The organism is Burkholderia sp. BCC0398, from assembly GCF_902833245.1.
Taxonomy (GTDB): domain Bacteria; phylum Pseudomonadota; class Gammaproteobacteria; order Burkholderiales; family Burkholderiaceae; genus Burkholderia; species Burkholderia sola.
Genome location: NZ_CADFEM010000011.1, coordinates 289,866 through 306,330, shown reverse-complemented (window position 1 = coordinate 306,330; position 16,465 = coordinate 289,866). Strand labels below are relative to the sequence as shown.

The 16,465-nt window shown below is 69.3% G+C and carries 14 protein-coding genes; 9 read left to right on the top strand and 5 right to left on the bottom strand.

Going from position 1 to position 16,465, the window contains the following annotated elements:
- The first annotated feature begins 82 nt into the window (after nt 1-82).
- On the top strand, nt 83-1,420 hold the full coding sequence (locus HWX76_RS24585) for an MFS transporter (RefSeq protein ID WP_050014430.1): 1,338 nt from the start codon (nt 83-85) through the stop codon (nt 1,418-1,420).
- Between the two features lie 119 nt (nt 1,421-1,539).
- On the opposite strand, the gene HWX76_RS24580 is transcribed toward HWX76_RS24585, so the two are convergent.
- Together HWX76_RS24580 and HWX76_RS24575 are read right to left on the bottom strand one after the other, a co-directional pair.
- Nucleotides 1,540-2,550, bottom strand: coding sequence for a 3-hydroxybutyryl-CoA dehydrogenase (locus tag HWX76_RS24580; protein ID WP_050014429.1), 1,011 nt, complete (start codon nt 2,548-2,550; stop codon nt 1,540-1,542).
- Nucleotides 2,547-3,653: an NAD/NADP-dependent octopine/nopaline dehydrogenase family protein gene (locus tag HWX76_RS24575; RefSeq protein ID WP_176016484.1), complete on the bottom strand. Its 1,107-nt coding sequence runs from the start codon at nt 3,651-3,653 to the stop codon at nt 2,547-2,549. The genes HWX76_RS24580 and HWX76_RS24575 overlap by 4 nt, the downstream gene beginning before the upstream one ends.
- Nucleotides 3,654-3,802: 149 nt before the next feature.
- Between HWX76_RS24575 and HWX76_RS24570 the strand changes: the two genes are divergently transcribed.
- Both HWX76_RS24570 and HWX76_RS24565 read left to right on the top strand, forming a co-directional pair.
- Complete coding sequence (locus tag HWX76_RS24570; protein ID WP_176016483.1) at nt 3,803-4,777, top strand: AraC family transcriptional regulator; 975 nt, start codon at nt 3,803-3,805, stop codon at nt 4,775-4,777.
- The gene (locus HWX76_RS24565) at nt 4,774-5,805 is read left to right on the top strand and encodes a LysR family transcriptional regulator (protein ID WP_176016482.1); all 1,032 of its coding nucleotides are present in this window, start codon (nt 4,774-4,776) and stop codon (nt 5,803-5,805) included. The genes HWX76_RS24570 and HWX76_RS24565 overlap by 4 nt, the downstream gene beginning before the upstream one ends.
- 38 nt (nt 5,806-5,843) lie before the next feature.
- On the opposite strand, the gene HWX76_RS24560 is transcribed toward HWX76_RS24565, so the two are convergent.
- Complete coding sequence (locus HWX76_RS24560; RefSeq protein WP_176016481.1) at nt 5,844-6,962, bottom strand: porin; 1,119 nt, start codon at nt 6,960-6,962, stop codon at nt 5,844-5,846.
- A gap of 410 nt (nt 6,963-7,372) precedes the next feature.
- Between HWX76_RS24560 and HWX76_RS24555 the strand changes: the two genes are divergently transcribed.
- Both HWX76_RS24555 and HWX76_RS24550 read left to right on the top strand, forming a co-directional pair.
- Complete coding sequence (locus HWX76_RS24555; protein ID WP_089489040.1) at nt 7,373-8,776, top strand: MFS transporter; 1,404 nt, start codon at nt 7,373-7,375, stop codon at nt 8,774-8,776.
- Nucleotides 8,777-8,991: 215 nt separating this feature from the next.
- A complete protein-coding gene (locus HWX76_RS24550) occupies nt 8,992-9,969 on the top strand; it encodes a PDR/VanB family oxidoreductase (protein WP_050014422.1) in 978 nt (325 codons plus the stop codon).
- Between the two features lie 115 nt (nt 9,970-10,084).
- On the opposite strand, the gene HWX76_RS24545 is transcribed toward HWX76_RS24550, so the two are convergent.
- Nucleotides 10,085-11,002: a LysR family transcriptional regulator gene (locus tag HWX76_RS24545; protein WP_089489707.1), complete on the bottom strand. Its 918-nt coding sequence runs from the start codon at nt 11,000-11,002 to the stop codon at nt 10,085-10,087.
- A gap of 140 nt (nt 11,003-11,142) precedes the next feature.
- On the opposite strand from HWX76_RS24545, the gene HWX76_RS24540 reads away from it, so the two are divergent.
- From HWX76_RS24540 to HWX76_RS24530, 3 genes are all read left to right on the top strand, one after another.
- Nucleotides 11,143-12,426 carry an aromatic ring-hydroxylating dioxygenase subunit alpha gene (locus tag HWX76_RS24540; protein WP_089489038.1) on the top strand — a complete coding sequence of 428 codons (1,284 nt, stop codon included), beginning with the start codon at nt 11,143-11,145 and terminating at the stop codon, nt 12,424-12,426.
- Complete coding sequence (locus HWX76_RS24535; protein ID WP_089489037.1) at nt 12,423-12,926, top strand: aromatic-ring-hydroxylating dioxygenase subunit beta; 504 nt, start codon at nt 12,423-12,425, stop codon at nt 12,924-12,926. The genes HWX76_RS24540 and HWX76_RS24535 overlap by 4 nt, the downstream gene beginning before the upstream one ends.
- 179 nt (nt 12,927-13,105) lie before the next feature.
- Nucleotides 13,106-13,492 (top strand): tautomerase family protein, encoded by a 387-nt coding sequence (locus HWX76_RS24530; RefSeq protein ID WP_050014418.1) that lies wholly within the window; start codon nt 13,106-13,108, stop codon nt 13,490-13,492.
- 50 nt (nt 13,493-13,542) lie between these two features.
- Here HWX76_RS24530 and HWX76_RS24525 read toward each other — a convergent pair whose 3' ends face one another.
- Nucleotides 13,543-15,090 carry an ATP-binding protein gene (locus tag HWX76_RS24525; protein WP_050014416.1) on the bottom strand — a complete coding sequence of 516 codons (1,548 nt, stop codon included), beginning with the start codon at nt 15,088-15,090 and terminating at the stop codon, nt 13,543-13,545.
- 152 nt (nt 15,091-15,242) lie between these two features.
- Between HWX76_RS24525 and HWX76_RS24520 the strand changes: the two genes are divergently transcribed.
- Nucleotides 15,243-16,436, top strand: a complete 1,194-nt coding sequence (locus HWX76_RS24520; RefSeq protein WP_089489036.1) for an acyl-CoA dehydrogenase family protein — start codon at nt 15,243-15,245, stop codon at nt 16,434-16,436.
- Nucleotides 16,437-16,465 lie beyond the last annotated feature (29 nt).

Here is a 16,465-nt window from a genome sequence, read left to right as displayed (position 1 = left end):
ACCGGGGCCGGCGGGGCCGACAACACTAGCCCGCAGTGCCGCACAAGACGGCACGCGCCTGCCTCCCCCTTCAGAGTCCGCCATGTACCCGACCGACACCGTGCAATCCCCGAGCGCCGCCCGGCCGCTCGCCGACCGGCAGCTACGCCGGATCGTCATCGCCTCCGTCGCCGGCAACGCGATGGAATGGTATGACTTTTTCGTGTACGGCACGGCCGCGGCGCTCGTGTTCGGCCACGTGTTCTTTCCGCCCGGCGCATCGCCGCTCGCCGGCAGTCTCGCCGCGTTCGCGGCGTTCGCGCTCGGCTTCGTCGCGCGGCCGCTCGGCGGGATCGTGTTCGGCCACGTCGGCGATCGCTACGGGCGCAAGGCCTCGCTCGTATGGACGCTGCTGATCATGGGTGCGTCGACGTTCGCGATCGGCCTGCTGCCGACCTATGCGCAGGTCGGCTTGTGGGCGCCGGCCGCACTCGTCGTGCTGCGCCTGCTGCAGGGCATCGCGTCCGGAGGAGAATGGGGCGGCGGCGTGCTGATGATCAGCGAGAACGCGCCGCCCGAGCAGCGCGGCTACTACGCGGCGTGGAGCCAGCTCGGCGTGGGCGGCGGCTTCGTGCTGTCGTCGGCCGCGTTTCTCGCCGCGCAGGCGCTGCCGGACGACGCGTTCCGCACGTGGGGCTGGCGGCTGCCGTTCCTCGCGAGCATCGCGATCTTCGCGATCGGCATCTATATCCGCCGCCATCTGCCGGAAAGCCGCGACTTCGAGCAGGCCGGCAAGCGCGGCGCGCACACGCACTTGCCGATCGTCGAGTGCATCCGCCGTCATCCGAAGGAAATCCTGCTCGCGATGGGGCTGCGCGTGGCCGAGAACGGCGGCGCGTACATCTTCCTCGCGTTCTCGCTCGTCTATGGAAAATACGTCGGGATTCCGAACGGCACGATGCTGACCGGCGTGATGATCGCGATGATCGTCGAGATGGGCGCGATGCTCGCATGGGGCCGGCTGTCCGACCGGATCGGCCGCAAGCCCGTGTACCTGATCGGCGCGCTGAGTCTCGTCGCATGCGCGTTTCCGTTCTTCTGGCTGCTCGACACGCGCGTGACGCCGCTCGTGTGGCTCGCGCTGACGGTCGGCACGGCGGTGAGCCACGGCGCGATGATCGGCACGCTGCCGGCACTCGTCGGCGAACTGTTCAGCACCGAAGTGCGCTACTCGGGCGTCGCGCTCGGTCATGAGGTCGCGTCGATCTTCGCGGGCGGGATGTCGCCGCTGATTGCGACCGCGCTGCTCGCGCGCTATCACGCGTCGTGGCCCGTGTCGCTGTTCCTCATTGCGCTCGGCCTCGTCACGGTCGCGACGCTGTGCGTGATGCGCGAGACGCGTGCCGTGCCGGCAGCCGGCACGCGCGGCGACACGGCATGAGCGCGCGGCCCGCGCCGGCCGCCGCACCCGCGTTGCCGGTGGGCGATTGGCGCACCGGTCCACGGCGCCACGTGCGCGCTTGCGCGGCGCCGCAAGCGCACGCAGCCGCAACGTCCAGGCTACGCGTCCCGGCCGCGCCGCGCGCTGTCGAACGCCGGCGCCAGCCCGAGATGGTCGAGCAGCCGCGAGAATTCGCCGAGCCGCTGGCGCATGTACGCGGGCACGTCGACCGCCGCATAGTCGTGGAAGCCGGCGCCCGTGCGCACGCCGTCGCGCCCTGTTTCCATGTTGCGCACGACGCTCGCGGCCGGCGCGAAGCGCGGGCCGATCTCGCCGGCCAGGTACTGCGACGCGTAGTACAGGATGTCGCAGCCGCCCCAGTCGATGAATTCGAGCAGCCCGAGCACCGCGAAGCGCGGACCGAAGCCGGTGCGGATCGCGATATCGATGTCCTCGGCGCTGGCCACGCCTTCCTCGACCATCCGCGCGGCCTCGTTCATCGCGAGCGCCTGAATGCGCGGCACGATGTAGCCGGGCGCCGGCCCGCAGATCACCGGCTTCTTGCCCACGCGTTCGAGCAGCGCTGCGACGGTGTCGACAACGGCCTGATCGGTCGCGTCGCTGCGGCTGACCTCGACGAGCGGCATCAGCAGCGCGGGATTCAGCCAGTGTGCGTTCAGCATTCGTGCCGGGTGCGCAACGTGGCGCTGCAATTCGGTGACGACGAACGTCGACGTGGTCGACGCGATCGTTGCGTGCGCATCGACGTGTTCGCCGAGCCACCGCAGCGCGTCGACCTTTGCATCGAGCACTTCGGGCAGTGCTTCGAACACGATATCGGCATCGCGCACCGCGTCGGCCGCGCCGTCCCGCGCCACCAGTGCGATGCGCGCGACGACGGCGTCGGCCTGTGCGGCATCGATGCGGCCGAGCGCGAGCTGCGCATGCAGCGGCCGGGCGATCTCGTCGCGCGTGCGCGCGTCGAACGCGCGACGGCCAGCCGCATCGCGCGGCTTGAAGTCGATCAGCGTCACGTCGAGGCCGGCAAACGCGAACACGAGCGCGATGCCCTGCCCCATCCGTCCCGCGCCGAGCACGTGGATGCGCGTCACATCGTCGGCCGCCTTCATGCCGCGTACCCCGCATCGACCAGCGCGCGCAGCGCGTCCTTCGACAGCGCCGCGAGCCCGAGCCGCTCCAGCGTGCGGCCTTCCGCATACAGGTCGCGCCCCGCGACCGCGCTCGCGATGCTCAGCAGCCCCTGCGCGACGGGCGTCGGCACGCCGGCCCAGCGCCCGCACGACACGATGAACGACAGCCCGAGCCGGGTATCCTCGAGCATGTAGCGATGCGTGCGCAGATCGATCTTCTCGCGCCAGTCGCCGCTATCGGTCAGCTTGCCGTGCGCGCCGCGCCCGTACATCCACTCGTCGCCATCGGTCGCGTAGTGATCGGCGAGCGGGAAATGCGGCGCGCGATAGCCGAGCGCTTCGCGCACCGCGATGCGTTCGGCATCGAGCGCGTTCGTCACGCGGCGGATCGACGGCTGCGTGCCTTCGTTGTGGATGTCCCACGCGTCGAAGTGTTCGAGCGGCCCGGCGTTCATCAGGATCAGCGGCGGATGGATCACCGGGCCCGCATTCATCAGCGCGCCGGACAACGCATCCTCGACCGGCTCGACCGACGGATAGCCGGCGCGCAACACGTCGAACGCCCAGCCGGCTGCATTCACCGGCCACACGCCGGTCGGCAGGCGCGTCGCGTACGCGCTGATCACGACGTCGTTGTCGCGATACTTGCGCACCAGGTACGGCAGCGTGCCCGTTTCGGCGAACGCGACGCGCGAACGGTTGCCGGCATCGGCCGCCGCGCGGGCGAACACGGCGCTGCCGAACGTGCCGGGCGGCAGGAACACGACCTGGCCGTCCTCCAGCAGCGGCGCGACCTGCGCGGCAAGCGCGTCGTGCGACGTGGCCGGCAACGGCACCACGACGAGTTGCGCGCCGTGCAGCGCGGCGGCCAGATCGTCGGTCAGGTGGATCGCGCCCGGCGCATCGCCGAGCGGCACCGCGCGCTTGCCGCGATAGTCGGTGACGTTCAACACGCCAAGCGCGCGCAGCCGCGCGTGCGGCTCGCGATCGCGCCGCCACCACGTCACGTCGTGACCTTTTTCGAGCAGGTCGATGGCCGCCGCATGGCAGCCGTGGCCGCCGCCCAGAACACATACCTTCATCGTCTTCTCCTGGTGATCGAGTACGCCCGAGACTACGCGGCCGCCTGCGCCGCGTCGCTTCAAAACACGCAACGACGCGCCCGTTCGCGCAACGCATTCGCGACGCTGCGCAAGCCGACGCGCCCCTGCATCCGCTACGAGGTCTATCAATGGACATCGCCCTTTCCCGCCATGCACCGAACCGGCTCGGCACGCTGCACGCCCCCGACGAAGTCGAACGCGCGGTCGCGCATCGGCTCGGACCGCACCGGATGGCCGCGTCCGGCCGCGATCCGTTTCGCGCGGAGCTGTACGAGGTGCCACTGCATCACGGCGCGCTGCTCGAACTCAGCTACGGACGCGAAACGCGCATCGAGTTCGGCGAAGACGCCGATCACTTCCTGTTCCGGCTGACGCTCGCCGGTGCGTGCGAGCTGCAGGCCGGCAGCGTCGTCGCGTACGCCGGCCCCGGCGCGCTGACCGTGTCGTCGCCCGCGCTCGCGAGCCGCCTGCGCACGAGCCCCGATTGCCGCAATCTCGTGCTGCGGCTCGAACGCGGCGCGCTCGAACGCAAGCTGCAGGACATGCTTCGCGCGCCGCTCGCGCGGCCGCTGCAATTCGACGTGGCGGCCGGCGGCGCCGGCACGGGCGCCGCGCTCGTGCTGCCGACCTTCGAGTACCTGTGCCGGATCGGCGCGCAGCCGGGCATCGGCACCGCGTCGCCGATGTTCGGCACCGACCTCACCGCGTGGCTGATGTCACTGCTGCTCACGCACCTGCCGCATTCGTACAGCGACACGCTGCTGCGCGGCACGCCGCCGCTGCCGGCCCATGTGCGGCGTGCGTGCGCTCACGTCGATGCGCACCTCGACGAACCGCTCGCGCTCGCCGCGCTGGCGGCCGTCGCGGGCGTCGCGCCGCGCACGCTGCAGCATGCATTCCGCGCGTTCCTGCACACCACGCCGGCCGCGTACGTGCGCGAGCGCCGGCTCGTCGCCGTGCACGCGGCGCTGCAACGCGGCGACGCGCGCAGCGTGACCGACGTGCTGCTCGCGCACGGCATCCATGGCTTCGGCCATTTCGCGAAGGCGTATGCGCAGCGTTACGGCCACGCGCCTTCCGTCACCGCGAGGCAAGCTCGATGACGCACTCCGCCCCCGGTCGGCCGACGGCCCGCCCCGAACCCGCGCCGCACGACAGCGACGCCGCCGACGGCCTGCGTGTGCAGGATCTCGATCTCAACCTGTTGAAGACGTTTCGCGCGGTGTATGAAGAGCGGCACGTCGGCCGCGCGGCGCTGCGGCTCGGCGTCACGCAGCCGTCCGTCAGCTATGCGCTCGGCCGGCTGCGGCTGATGTTTCGCGACGCGCTGTTCGTGCGCACCGGCACCGGCGTCGAGCCGACCCCGCGCGCGCAACGGCTCGCGATCTCGGTCGACAAGGCGCTCGCGATCCTGCAGCACGTGCTCGACGAAGGCTCGCGCTTCACGCCCGACAGCACGCAGCGCGTGTTTCGTCTGCACATGAGCGATTTCGCGGCGAGCGCGTTCCTGCCGACACTGCTCGCCGCATTCGACCGGCGTGCGCCGGGCGCGGTAATCGAGACGCTGCACGTCGACGAGTGCCAGCTCAACGTCGCGCTCGAATCCGGGCGCATCGACTTCGCGCTCGGGCATTTCGCCGATGCGTCGAGCCACTTCCAGCGCACCGCGCTGCTGCACGAGCGCTGCGTGCTGCTGATGCCGCGCCGCACCGCCCAACGCGTCGGTCTGCCTGACGATTTCGTGCTCGACAGCACGGCGCCCGACGCGCTGCGCTTCGTCGCGGTCACGTCGCATCCGCAGTCGATGCAACTGCTCGAACGGCACGAACTGATGCCGCGCGTGCGCGCCGCGCTGCCCGATTTCATGGTGGTGCCCGCGTTGCTGCAGGACGGCGATTACGCGCTGATCCTGCCGGAGACGATCGCGATCACGTTCGCGGCGCGCCAGCCGTGCGTGCTGTACGAGATCGCCGGCGCCGGCGAATGGGCCGTCAACGCGTACTGGCATCGGCGCTTCGATGCGGACCCCGGCCATCGCTGGCTGCGTGCGCTGCTGCTCGAGCTGTTCAATATCGGCGAGCAGGCGCCGTTCGATGCATGGCTCGCGCCGCAGCCGCCTGCTTGCGCGTAGCGGCTCGAGCGAGCATGGGCACGGGCCCGCCGGCACGCTCAGAACGACGTGAGGATGCCCGCGACGAGCGAACTCGCGGTCGCGCCCGGCTTCGCGACCGCGACGCCGCCGCCCGCCGCGCCGTTGACGACGAAGCGCGCATGCGCGCCGTTGCGCACCATCGCGGCGCCCGTGTACAGCACCGTGCGCTTCGACAGCGGATAGTCGAAGCGGATGCCGTACGAATCGGCGTTGCCGTCGCTGTCGGCGACCTTCCGGTAATGGCCGACACTCAGCAGCAGCGACGCGCGCCCGATCGGCACCGTCGCGCTGAGCTCCATGATGTCGCTGTGCGGATACGCGCTCTGGCTGTCGATCGCGGTCGCGACGTCGGGACCGCCGCGATGGCGCAGGTACAGCGCGGCCACCTTCACGACGCTGAAGTCGTACGAAATCGCGCCGAGCGTGTAGTTGCCGTTCGCGGCCGTGCTCGCGGCACCGAGCGTCGATGCGGCGACCGGGCTGAACTTCTGCTGCATGGTGTCGACGTCGACCGACAATCCGCCGCGCACGTAGTTGATGCCGGCGCCATACGTATCGCCGAGCGTCGCCGGCTGCCCGGCCGCGCCGTTGGCGCCGCGCGCGGCCATCGCGCGCAACAGGAAGCCCGCGTAGCGCGGCGACGTGTAGCGCATCGAGTTGCGCACGCGCAGGAACGCGGGCCCGACGAAGTTGTTGGTCGCGTTGCCCCATGCGAGCCCTGCGCCGAGGCCGGGCAGGCTGTACGTGACGAGCGTCGTATGCAGGATCGTGTAGAGCTCGCCGAACTGCACGCCGCCGAACGGCCCCGTGATGCCGACCCACGCTTCGCGGCCGAACAGCGCGCTGCTGTTCGACAATGCGCCGCTCGCCGCGTTGAAGCCGTCCTCGAGCTTGAAGATCGTCGCGTAGCCGCCGCCGAGATCCTCGACGCCCTTCAGCCCCCACTGCGACGCCCACAGGTTGCCGCTGCCCATGCGCGTCACGTGGTTCGGCCCGGCGTTCGCGTATTCGATCGCGGTGTCGATGCGGCCGTAGAGCGTCACGCTCGATTGCGCGACGGCAGGCAGCGCGTTGCACGCGAGCAGCGCGGCGAGCGGTACGGCAAGCCGGAAGGCTCGCCCGTTCGAATGGTTCATCTGCGTCGTCCCGTAGAAGTTGCGGCGCCTGTCGGCATCGCGCCGCTTGATGTGAAGCGCGTTCGCTTTCGGATGCGAACGCTGCCGATCAAAACCGGCCCGAGTCTAGGAACGACAATTTCGGACGTCGACGCAATGCGCTCTATAACGCTTATAGACGCGCCGCATGACGCGCACGGGCCCCGCCGCGCGCGCGCTGCGCGGCGGCCCGCGCGCACGGCCTCGGTGTTTTCTTTATCCGGGTCGGTAAATATCCGTGTGGCGCGGCTGTCACTCCGGCTATGGCGGCCGAATTTGGCCGACTACGCTGCGTCACCGATCGTGTCATCCGCACGCTTTCGCGCCGCGACGGCGCCCGGCCCGCGAGGCCGATGCCGCGCTTTTCCACCGCCCGCTCCTGGAGAACCCGCATGTCCGCATCCACGGCCCGCGCTGCCGACGGCAAGCGCTATACGTACGAATGGTATGTCGTCGTCATCTGCATGCTCGCGTACGTCTTTTCGTTCGTCGACCGCCAGGTCCTCGTGCTGATGATCGAACCGATCAAGCGCGACCTGCACCTGTCCGATACGCAGTTCAGCCTGCTCAACGGCTTCGCGTTTTCGCTGTTCTATGCGGTGATGGGGCTGCCCGTCGCGTATCTCGCCGACCGCTATGCGCGCCCGCGCATCATCTCGCTCGGCATCGCGCTGTGGAGCATCGCGACCGCCGCGTGCGGGCTCAGCCAGCACTTCGTGCAGATGTTCGTTGCGCGGATGGGCGTCGGCGTCGGCGAGGCCGCGCTGTCCCCCGGCGCGTATTCGATGCTCGCCGACTACTTCCCGAAGGAGAAGCTCGGCCGCGCGATCGCCGTGTATTCGCTCGGCTCGTTCATCGGCGGCGGCATCGCGTTCCTGATCGGCGGCTACGTGATCGCGCTGCTCAAGCATGCGAGCGCATTCACGCTGCCGGTGGTCGGGCAGGTGCATGCGTGGCAGGTCACGTTCCTGATCGTCGGGCTGCCGGGCATCCTCGTCGCGCTGCTGTTCGCCGCGACCGTGCGCGACCCGCAGCGCAAGGGGCTCGCGCAGGATCGCTCGGGCGCCGTGCGGCGCGTGTCGATGCGCGATTCGCTGCGCTTCGTCGGCATGCACAGCGCGACCTTCTCGTGCCACTATCTCGGCTTCTCGTTCTACGCGATGACGCTGTATTGCCTGCTGAGCTGGACGCCCGCGTTCTATATCCGCCGCTTCGGAATGACGGCCGTCGAAGCCGGCTACACGCTCGGCATCGTGCTGCTGGTCGCGAACACGGCCGGCGTGTTCTGCGGCGGCTGGCTCAACGACTGGCTGCTGCGGCGCGGCCGCGGCGATGCGCCGATGCGCGCCGGCGCGATCGGCGCCGCCTGCATGGTGATTCCCGCGACGCTGTTCACGCAGCTCGACAGCCTGCCGGCGTCGCTCGCGATGCTGGTCGTCGCGATGTTCTTCGCGTCGTTCCCGATGCCGACGTCGACCGCCGCGATGCAGACGCTCGCGCCGAACCAGATGCGTGCGCAGATCTCCGCGCTGTTCCTGCTCGTGTCGAACCTGATCGCGCTCGGGATCGGCACGACCGTCGTCGCGCTGTTTACCGATCGCGTGTTCGGCGCGCCGGCCGCGGTCGGGCACTCGATGTCGATCGTCAACGTCGCGGCGGCGACGCTCGCCGCGCTGCTGCTCGCCGTCGGCTGCCGCCACTATCGCCGCAGCCTCGAGCGCGAACGCAGCCACGCGTCGGCATCGGCTTCGGCTGATGCTGCCGTCGACGGCGGTAACGCGATTGCCGCCCGCTGAGGTCGCGCGGTTCACCGATCGCGTGGTCGGCGCACCGGCCGCGCGATTGCCGCACCGCTGACCGGCGACGATCCATACGCCCACCATCATCCATCCCGCTTATTCCGGCATCGATTTTTAATCGATTTGATTTATGCGATGCCCGTCCCTATTCTCGATCGCATGACGGCGCGGGGCTCCGCCGCGCCGCGTTTCTCTACCCCACGGAATTTCCCATGCAAGCGAACCGCCACCAGGTCCGGATCGACACACTGATCGACGCGGCGCAGGACATCCGCTGTTTCCGGGTCTCGCGCGTCGACGGCCAGCCGTTCGACGCGTACGAACCGGGCGCCCATATCGACGTCACCGCGCCATCCGGCATCACGCGGCAATATTCGCTGTGCGGCAACCCCGACGAGCGCGGCAGCTATCTGTTCGCGGTGAAGAAGGAAGCGCAGTCGCGCGGCGGCTCGCGTTCGCTGCACGACGACGTGAGCGTCGGCGCCGAATTGTGGATCGGCACGCCGCGCAACCTGTTTCGTCTGACCGATGACGCGAGCGAGCACGTGCTGATCGCGGCCGGCATCGGCATCACGCCGCTGCTGTCGATGGCGTATGCGCTGCACCAGCGCGGCGCGCGTTATCGACTGCACTATTTCGCGCGCAGCCGCGACCATGCGGCGTTCGTCGACGAACTGTCGGCCGAACCGTTCGCGTCGCACGTGACGTTCCATTACGGTGTCGAGCCCGATGCGCTCGCGGCCGAACTCGGCCGCTGCATCGAGTCGATTGATCTGGAAGCGCATGTCTATACGTGCGGCCCCGGGCCGTTCATGGATGCCGTTGTCGCAGCCGCGGCCAAGCGAATCCCGGAAGACGCGATTCATCTCGAACGCTTCGCGGCGGAACCCTCCGCGACGGTCACTGCGGATGCCGCTCCAGCGGAAGGCTTCGAAGTGCGCCTGCAACGCAGCGGCCAATCGGTGCGCGTCGCGCCCGATACGTCGATCGTCGACGCACTCGCGAAGATCGGCATCGAGGTCGATACCTCATGCGGCGAAGGCGTGTGCGGCACCTGCATGGTGCCCGTCATCGACGGCGAACCCGATCATCGCGATCACTGCCTCAGCAAGGCCGAGCGCGCGAGCAACACGGTGATCTGCTGCTGCGTGTCGCGCGCGCGCTCGGCGGTGCTCGTACTCGATCTCTGATGCGCCGAACGCGCCACCGTATTGCCGCGCCGATCTACTGATCGACTCATGTAAAGATGCGCGGCCGACGGACACTCCGCCACCGCGGTTGCGTCGGGCACGAGCCGCCCGACCGTCATTCGTCGAAACGCTCGACGATCTCGGCGAGCAGCGCGCGCATCCACGCATTGCCCTCGTCCTCGTGAAAGTGCTCGTGCCAATGCATCGTCACCGGCGCGGGCGGCAGCGTGACCGGCAGCGCATACAGGCGGAACGCGTTGTCGCGGTTCAGGATCTGCGCGAGCCGCTTCGGCAGCGTCGCATACAGATCGGTGACCGACAGCACGCTCGGCAGCGCGACGAAGTGCGGCACCTCCAGCGCGATGTTGCGACCCACGCCCTGCGCGCGCAACGCGTCGTCGAGCGCGTGGTGGCTGTGCTCGACCGATTTCACGTTGACGTGCGCGGCGCGCACGAACTGCTCGAGACTCAGCGCGGCGGCCGTCGGCAGCCCGCGCCGGCGCCCCGTCATGCACACGTAGGTTTCCTCGAACAGCACCTGGTGGCGCGTGCGCGGCATCAGCTCAGGCAGGTTGCCGATCGCGAAATCGAGCCGGCTCGCGCGCAGCGCCTCCTCGATCTCCTCCACCGGCAGCGGCTGCACGCTCAACGTCACGCTCGGCGCGCGCTCGCGCAGCGCCTGGCAGATCGCCGGCAGGTATGCCATCTCGCCCGCATCCGACAGCGACACCCGGAACGTGCGCGTGCTGGTGGCCGGATCGAAGCGCTCCGCATAGCGCAGCGCGACGCGCACCATGTCGAGCGCCTTGCCGACGATGCCCGCGAGCTCCAGCGCGACCGGCGTCGGCTGCATGCCCGAGCGCGTGCGCACGAACAGCGGATCGTCGAACAGCGTGCGCAGCCGGCCGAGCGAATAGCTGACGGCCGGCTGCGACAGCGCGAGCCGCTCGCCGGCCTTCGTCAGGCTGCGTTCCTCGACGATCGCCTGGAATACGCGCAACAGGTTCAGATCGAGATGATCGACCGACGTCATCGTGACCTCCATCATTTGCCACATTTATTTGATTATCAATTTTAGATCAATTTGACCGATATGCGGCAGAAGACGAGACTGGTCTCCGGACGCTGCGCCCAGCGCGGCCCGATTTTCGCGACTCTTTCCCCACGACGACGATGAGCGACATTCCCTACCAGACGATCGACACCCGCGCTTTGCATGGTCTCGCGCAGCCCGACCGCATCGCGCCCGCGATGTATCACGATCCCGCGCTGTTCGAAGCCGAGCTCGAGCGCATCTTCTACCGCACCTGGATCTGGGTCGCGCACGACAGCGAACTGCCGAACCCGGGCGACTTCATCACGACGACGATCGGCCGCCAGCCGGTAATCGTCGTGCGCGACAAGACCGGCGAGGTGAACGTGCTGCAGAACCGCTGCCGCCATCGCGGCGCGACCGTGTGCGAATCGCACAAGGGCAACGCGAAGGGCTTCACGTGCCCGTATCACAGCTGGTCGTACGCGCTCGACGGCACGCTGCGCGCGCTGCCGTACGGCGACGGCTACGAAGGCGTGTGCGAGAAAGGCGACCTGCCGCTCGTGAAGCTGCGCGTCGGCGTGTACCAGGGGCTGATCTTCGCGAGCTTCAACGATGACATCGAACCGCTCGAGGATTTCCTCGGCGGCGCGAAGCCGTGGATCGACCTGTTCGTGAAACAGGGCGCCGGCTACCCGATCAAGGCGAACGGCGAGCACAAGTTCAAGTTCAAGGGCAACTGGAAGATCCAGCTCGAGAACACGACCGACCTCTATCACTTCCCGGTCGTGCACAAGTCGTGGATGAAGTCGATCGACGACGAGACGGCCGCCGCGATCACGAGCTTCATGACGAGCGAGCACGCGTTCTGCCGCGCGCTCGGCAACGGCCACAGCCTCGCGGTGCTGATGCCCGAGCTGATCGATCTCGACGATGACGACGGCGCACCGCTGGCCGAACGCTTCGCGCCGCTCGCGGCGAAACTCGCCGAACGTCACTCGCCCGACGAAGTGCGCCGCATCGTGCGCTCGCTGATGGGCGTCGGCTTCAACCTGAACCTGTTCCCGAACCTCGCGCTGTCGATGGCCTTCTTCCGCGTGCTGCGGCCGATCTCCGCGAACGAAACCGAGATCCGCCACGTCGCGCTCGCGATGGACGGCGGCCCCGACGAAGCGAACCGCGAGCGGCTGCGCATCCACGAGCACTTCCAGGGCCCGTTCGGCTTCGGTAGCCCCGACGATGCGGAAGCGTGGGAGCGCGTGCAGCGCGGCGCGCAGGCGGGGCCCGACGTGCCGATCCTGGTCAACCGCGGGCTGAACCGCGAGACGACCGCCGCGAACGGCGAAAAGACCGCGCATGCGACCGACGAGACCGGCATGCGCGAAGCCTACCGGCAATGGCGCAACATGATGGAGCAGCAATGATGGACGACCGCAACGCCCTCTTTTCCGAGCAGACCTTCGCCCGCGCGGTCGAATTCGTGTGGCGCGAAGCCGAGATGCTCGACCGCCGCGACTATCGCGCGTGGCTCGACCTGTGGGATCCGACCGGCCACTACGTGGTGCCGATCGATCCCGACGCGACCGATTTCGCGGCGACGCTGAACTACGTGTTCGACGACCAGGACATGCGCGAGAAGCGCGTGCAGCGGATGGTGTCCGGCTATTCGGCGTCGGCCACCGACGCGGCGCGCACGGTGCGCACCGTATCGCGCTTCACGCTGGAAAGCGGCAGCGCCGATACCGTCGAGCTGAAATCGGCGCAGGTGGTGGTCGCATACAAGCGCGGCGTCGCGACGCTGTTCGCGGCCGACGTCACGCACAAGCTGCACGTCGATGCCGAAGGCGAGATGCGGATTGCGGAGAAGGTCGTGCGCCTGATCGACTCGACCGAAGCGCTCAGCGCGATCGGCTTCCTGCTGTAAGCCGCGACCGGTTCACCGTCGCCAGCGCAATGGTGAGCCGGGCACCTTCACCTGTGAACGGCTGCCGGTTCGCCGTCGCCCGCGCAAAGGTGAACCGGTCACCTTCACCTTTCAGCGGCGACCGCTTCGCCGTCGCTCGCGCAACGGTGAGCCAGTCACCTTCACCTTTCCGGACGACCATGCCCACACTCGAAGTTTTCCTGCCGGCCGGCCATGACGACGCGCGCAAGGCCGAGCTGATCGCGCGCCTCAGCCACGCGACCGTCGACGCGATCGGCGCACCGCTCGAATCCGTGCGCGTACTGCTCACCGAACTGCCCGCGACGCATATCGGCCTCGGCGGCCGCAGCGCCGCGGACGGCGCGCCGCCGTCGCTGCCCGTGATCGTCGCGATCCTGATCGCCGGGCGCACCGACGCACAGAAGCGCGCGCTGATCGCCGCGCTGTCCGATGCGGGCGCGAACGTGCTCGACGCGCCGCTGCAGGCGACGCGCGTGATCATCAAGGACATTCCGAACACCGACTTCGGCATTGGCGGCCAGACCGCGCGGGCGCTGGGGCGCTGACCATGCGTCGCGCGTCGCCGCCCCGCCGCCACGCGCCGACGCGGTTGCGCTCACCCGTCGGCGAGCGGCAGCGTCACGCGGCAGTCGAGCCCGCCGCCCGCGGCCGGGCTCGCGGCGATCCGCCCGCCGTGGCGCGTGACGATGCTCTTGCACAGCGACAACCCGATCCCGTTGCCGCCCGCCTTCGACGACGAGAAGCCGTCGAACAGCCGGTCGTGCGCACCGGCGTCGACGCCCGGGCCATTGTCGATCGCACGCAACTCCGCATGGCCGGCCACGTTCGCGGTGCCGAGCGTCAGCGTGCGCGGCGCGCGCTCGCAACTGGCGAACGCCTCGATCGCATTGAACGCGAGATTCAGGATCACCTGCCCGATCAGCACGCGCTCGCAGCGGATCGGCAGCGGCGCGTCGGCCTGCACGATCGCGACCGTCACGCCGGCCTCCTTCGCGCGCAGCTCGATGAAGTACGCGACGTCCGCGAGAATGTCGCGCAGGTCGGCGCGCGCGACGACCGGCTCGCGCTTCACGATGAATTCGCGCACGCTCTTGATGATCAGCGCCGCATGCTCGGCCTGCCGATCCGCGCTGCGCAGCCCCCAGATCGCGTCGTCGACGGCGCCGTTGCCGTTCAGCCGCCGCACCGCGCCTTCGATGAAATTGCGCACGGCCGCGAGCGGCTGGCTCAGTTCGTGCGCGATCACGGTCGCCATCTCGCCCATCGCGTTGTAGCGGCCCGCGTATTCGAGCATCCGCGCCTCGGCGCGCCGCGCGTCCTCGATCGCGACTTCGTCGCTCACGTCGCGAAACTGCACGAGCAGCCCGTCGAGATCGCCTTCGATCTCGACCTGCCGGCACAGGATGCGCAGCCAGCAGGCGGAGCCGTCGCGCCGCACGATCCGGTAGCGCTGCGGCGCGGACGGGCATGCGGACGGCGCGTCGCGCAACTGCGCGACGAGCCGGTCGCGATCGGCCGCCGAGCAGTAGTCGAGCACCTCGCCGAGCGGCTCGTCGGGCGCGAGCCCCAGCACGCGGCGGCCCGACTCGCTGATGAACTGCACGCCGCCGTGCGGCGTCACGACCGCGATCCCTTCGTCGAGATCCTGCATGAACTCGCGCAGCCGCGCCTCGTAGCGGCGCAACTGCTGGCGGACCGCCTCTTCCGCGCTGATGTCGCGGAACTGCACCATCACGACGTCGCGCCCGCGCAGCGGCACGTAGGTCGCGGTGGCCTCGGACAGCATGTCGACCCCCGTGCGCGAGCGATAGCACCATTCGTACACCTGCGGGCCGTCGACGAGTGCACGATCCCACGCGCTCACCGCGATCTCGCGCCGGTACTTCGGCTCGGGGCGCGTCATGTCCGGCGCCTTCAGCGGCAGCAATTCCTCGACGGAAAAGCCGAGCGCGATGCACGCGGCGCGATTCGCCCACACGATCGCCCGGGTGCGCGCGTCGTGCAGCAGCACGCACGTGGTCAGCGCGTCGAGCAGCCGGTGGAAATCGTCTTCGTCGGGAAAACTCATGATCGGATTCGGAGGAAGGCGCGCGGCATCGCGCGGCCGGAAACCCAACATAGCACCGGCGCGCGCCGATCGCATCTGAAGATTTCTTTAGGCCGGCACGGAGCGTCACCAGTCGCGCGGCCCAACGCACCAATTGCTGCGTGTTTTCGGCGTTTCTAGACTAGGGTCTGTTTGCATATGAAACGCACATGCGAATGCCGGAATCGCCCCATCCCCAGGAGACTTTCATGCCGCAAGCCGCCCTCGCCATCGAATCCGCGCCGACCTCGCCGCCCGCGGCCCGTCCCGCGGCCGCGCCGTTGTCGCCGCTCGACGCGGTGATCGAAACCGTCGCCGCGCGCCGCGACGAATTCGACCGGCTGTCGCACGTACCGCGCGACGTGATCGCGCTGTTCAAGCAGGCCGGCATCTATCGCGCGGGCACGCCGCGCCGCTTCGGCGGCGATGCGCTCGCGCCGACCGCGTTCCTCGACATGATCGAACGGATCGCGACCGCCGACGGCTCGGCCGCGTGGGTCGCAAGCTTTGGCTCCGCGAACGTCTATCTCGCCGCGCTGCCGCTCGACACGCAGGCCGAGCTGTACGCGAGCGGCCCCGACCAGGTGTTCGCGGGCGGCCTGTTCCCGGTGCAGCCTGCGCAGGCCGCGCCGGGCGGCTGGCGCGTGAACGGCACGTGGAAATTCGCGAGCGGCTGCAAGGGCGCCGACTGGCTCGGCGTCGGCATCGCCGTGCCGGGCGCGCAGGACGCCGCGCCGAACAAGCCGCGCACCGCCGTGTTCCGCGCCGCGGATGTCGAGATCGTCGAGAACTGGAGCGTGGTCGGCATGCAGGGCACCGGCAGCCACGACCTGCGCGTGAACGACCGCTTCGTGCCGGAGGCGTGGACCTTCGTGCGCGGCGGCGAAGCGACCGTCGACGAGCCGCTGTACCGCTATCCGACCGTCGCGTATGCGGCGCAGGTGCTGGCCGTCGTCAACCTCGGCCTCGCGCGCGCGGCGCTCGACGTCGTGAACCGGATGTCGGGCGGCCGCCAGACGACGACCGGCGCGCCGCGTCTCGCCGATCGCGCGTATTTCCGCATCGAGCTCGCGAAGGCCGAGGCGCAACTGCGCTCGGCGCGCGCGTTTTTCTACGATGCGACCGATTCGGTGTGGCAATCGATTCTCGCGGGCAACCCGGTGACGCCCGACCAGGTCAGCCTGCTGCGGCTCGCGGCCACGCAGATCGCGCGCGAAGGCGCGAGCGTCGTCGAACGCGCGTACCGCCTCGGCGGCACGGCCGCGATCTACCGGTCGCATCCGCTGCAGCGGCTGCTGCGCGATGCGATGGTCGTCACGCAGCACGCGTTCCTCGCCGAAGGCAACTTCGACGGCGCGGGCGCGGTCTTCACCGGCGTCACGCCGTTTCCCGGCTATCTGTAACCTGCATCGCCCGAAACTTTCGATGAACG

Coding starts and splice junctions, on each gene's coding strand:
- HWX76_RS24525 (WP_050014416.1), bottom strand. CDS start 15,090: ATGCGATCGGCGCGCGCCGGTGCTATGTTGGGTTTCCGGCCGCGCGAT.
- HWX76_RS24565 (WP_176016482.1), top strand. CDS start 4,774: ATGACGCACTCCGCCCCCGGTCGGCCGACGGCCCGCCCCGAACCCGCG.
- HWX76_RS24585 (WP_050014430.1), top strand. CDS start 83: ATGTACCCGACCGACACCGTGCAATCCCCGAGCGCCGCCCGGCCGCTC.
- HWX76_RS24545 (WP_089489707.1), bottom strand. CDS start 11,002: ATGACGTCGGTCGATCATCTCGATCTGAACCTGTTGCGCGTATTCCAG.
- HWX76_RS24580 (WP_050014429.1), bottom strand. CDS start 2,550: ATGAAGGCGGCCGACGATGTGACGCGCATCCACGTGCTCGGCGCGGGA.
- HWX76_RS24555 (WP_089489040.1), top strand. CDS start 7,373: ATGTCCGCATCCACGGCCCGCGCTGCCGACGGCAAGCGCTATACGTAC.
- HWX76_RS24560 (WP_176016481.1), bottom strand. CDS start 6,962: ATGAACCATTCGAACGGGCGAGCCTTCCGGCTTGCCGTACCGCTCGCC.
- HWX76_RS24575 (WP_176016484.1), bottom strand. CDS start 3,653: ATGAAGGTATGTGTTCTGGGCGGCGGCCACGGCTGCCATGCGGCGGCC.
- HWX76_RS24535 (WP_089489037.1), top strand. CDS start 12,423: ATGATGGACGACCGCAACGCCCTCTTTTCCGAGCAGACCTTCGCCCGC.
- HWX76_RS24550 (WP_050014422.1), top strand. CDS start 8,992: ATGCAAGCGAACCGCCACCAGGTCCGGATCGACACACTGATCGACGCG.
- HWX76_RS24530 (WP_050014418.1), top strand. CDS start 13,106: ATGCCCACACTCGAAGTTTTCCTGCCGGCCGGCCATGACGACGCGCGC.
- HWX76_RS24540 (WP_089489038.1), top strand. CDS start 11,143: ATGAGCGACATTCCCTACCAGACGATCGACACCCGCGCTTTGCATGGT.
- HWX76_RS24570 (WP_176016483.1), top strand. CDS start 3,803: ATGGACATCGCCCTTTCCCGCCATGCACCGAACCGGCTCGGCACGCTG.
- HWX76_RS24520 (WP_089489036.1), top strand. CDS start 15,243: ATGCCGCAAGCCGCCCTCGCCATCGAATCCGCGCCGACCTCGCCGCCC.